The 2,164-nt window shown below is 43.3% G+C and carries 3 protein-coding genes; all 3 read left to right on the top strand.

What is annotated here, in order from left to right; all coding sequences use genetic code 11:
* Positions 1-156 precede the first annotated feature (156 nt).
* Positions 157-1,242, top strand: coding sequence for a hypothetical protein (locus WA1_RS51860; RefSeq protein WP_066613316.1), 1,086 nt, complete (start codon positions 157-159; stop codon positions 1,240-1,242).
* A 53-nt stretch (positions 1,243-1,295) separates the two neighbouring features.
* Positions 1,296-1,427: a hypothetical protein gene (locus WA1_RS61230; RefSeq protein WP_017747506.1), complete on the top strand. Its 132-nt coding sequence runs from the start codon at positions 1,296-1,298 to the stop codon at positions 1,425-1,427.
* Between the two features lie 69 nt (positions 1,428-1,496).
* The coding region (locus tag WA1_RS51865; RefSeq protein ID WP_148663124.1) for a TPM domain-containing protein at positions 1,497-2,164 on the top strand (668 nt) is incomplete at its 3' end.

Genomic DNA, 2,164 nt, shown 5'->3' on the forward strand with positions numbered 1-2,164 from the left:
ATATATAGAGAGTCGCAGGTGCGCTGGCAACAGAGATTGAACCTGATAGTTATCTAACTCATCGACTTGTTTGATAAACACCGACTCTCACTTGTTTGTTTTTGATTTTTATGGCTGAATTTATCAAAGTTATTAGTTAAATATTAGGAGTCAGTTATGTTTGCTTTAAAAATTGCTACCATCGGTTTATTAAGTTTATCAGCAACTGCTATTTTGTGTGCAGATGTTGCCAGTGCTCAAGTGGTGAATCAAAAAATAAAGGGTTCGGCTATTGGTCCGGAGACATTTGTGGATGCGGCTAACTTGACCGTCAATCCCACTGGCACTTTAAATCAAGACATTGATTGTGAAGCCAGAAATGATGTTCCACATATCGACCCACGTTGCGATGCTCGCAACACGGCGATTTACGGTTCCGGGAGCAGCACATCAACAACCGATGGCGGAGGCGGAGGCCATCACGATTCATCAGGTGGCTATGTTCCTGGTATCAGCCAACAGGTAGAAAATGGCGGTACAAATACAACTGTGATTACTCCCACCACAGCTAACTCTGATTCCAACAGCAGTAGTGATTCCAACAGTAGCTCTGATGCCAAAGCCACAATTCGCGACAGTGGTAACAGTCACAATACAAATCTTAACCACTCTGGTGGTGGTGACGCCAAAGTTGGTGATGTCAATAACCGCGCTCACTCTTCCGTGGGCGACCAAAAGAACCATCAATCGATGACGACTGGTGCAACAACTGTCGCCCCTAATGTTTCCCCGACCACACGTGTCAAGGTGGAAGGTGCTCGACACAACCACATTCAATTTGGTTCGACTGCACCAGGAACTGGTGGTGAAGCGTTCTCGTTCCAATATAGTTCCGCTTGTGGAGCATCAGTGAATTACCGCCAAGGTTTCGCTCTCAAACCAAAGCGCATTGGTGGTGGTGGTTTGGGTTTTGCGTTGGATGTTTCCAGTACTGGGATGGACACTATCGAAAGTCGCGATGCTGTTCAAAATAAGATGGAGAGCGCATTTCTTGTGGCGATGAGCGTTGTCAACAACCAACAAACTTTTGAGCAACGCCTCAATACTGGTGTTGTCTCTCGTCAGGAAGCTTACACCAGAGCGATCGCCAACTGTGCTTCTTTCGTTCCAGATGTCAAGCCTCCCACACTAGAGGAGCGACCAACAACACCCACAACTTACGTTGATAAACCTCGCACTTGCACTGCTGTTGGTTGCAACTAAATTTTTTCTTGAATGAATTGAATGACATTTGTCATGCTTTGAAGGTGACATTAATGAGATACTTCTTCAGAGTTTTACAGATATCTTCAGATTATGGACTTAATAAACATCTCAAAGAACTTGAGTTCATGGCAGAAATAGAAAAAACAGTGATTCTGGTAGCGGAAGCTCGTGGAGTCACGTAAAATCCAGTTTTTGCGATTGCGTCACTCCACTAAGTTCCACCAAACATCTCCATCTCAAGGTGTAAAATTATGAAAACTAATTTACGAAAACTAAAACCCAGTTTTTGGGCGAGTTTATTTTCCTCAATCCTATGTCTTTGTCCCCTTTCGAGCTTGGCTTTGACAGTGCAAGAAGTCCCCAATCCCCGAAAGGATTATGGTGGTTGGGTAACTGATATGGCAGGAATCTTGAGCAATGAAACAGAAACTCAACTCAATCAAATGATTTCTCAATTAGAAGCCAAAAAGGGTGTAGAAATAGCGGTGGTTAGCGTACCAAAAACCGCTCCTGCTGATTCACCAAAAAAATTTGCCACGGAACTTTTTAATCATTGGGGCATTGGCAAGAAAGGACAAAATAATGGTGTATTGTTTTTGATTTCAGTAGGCGATCGCCGCGTTGAAATAGAAACTGGTAACGGTGTAGAAGCGATTTTGCCTGATGCCAAAGTGGGTAACATTATTGATACCCAAATTATCCCAAAATTTAAAAAAGGAGATTTTGAAGGTGGGACTCTGGCAGGCACAAAAGCACTAGTCGTTATTCTAGAGTCTGATGAAGCATCCTCTGTCAATAAAGTCATCACTTCAACTCAAGAAACTTTCTCGAATGAAGAAGCACCTACAGATAGCGCTTCGCGTTGGGTAATGCTTGTTATGAGTGGAACACCAATACTCTTTATCGGCTCGGGTATTTA

This window comes from Scytonema hofmannii PCC 7110 (assembly GCF_000346485.2).
Lineage (GTDB): Bacteria > Cyanobacteriota > Cyanobacteriia > Cyanobacteriales > Nostocaceae > Scytonema > Scytonema hofmannii.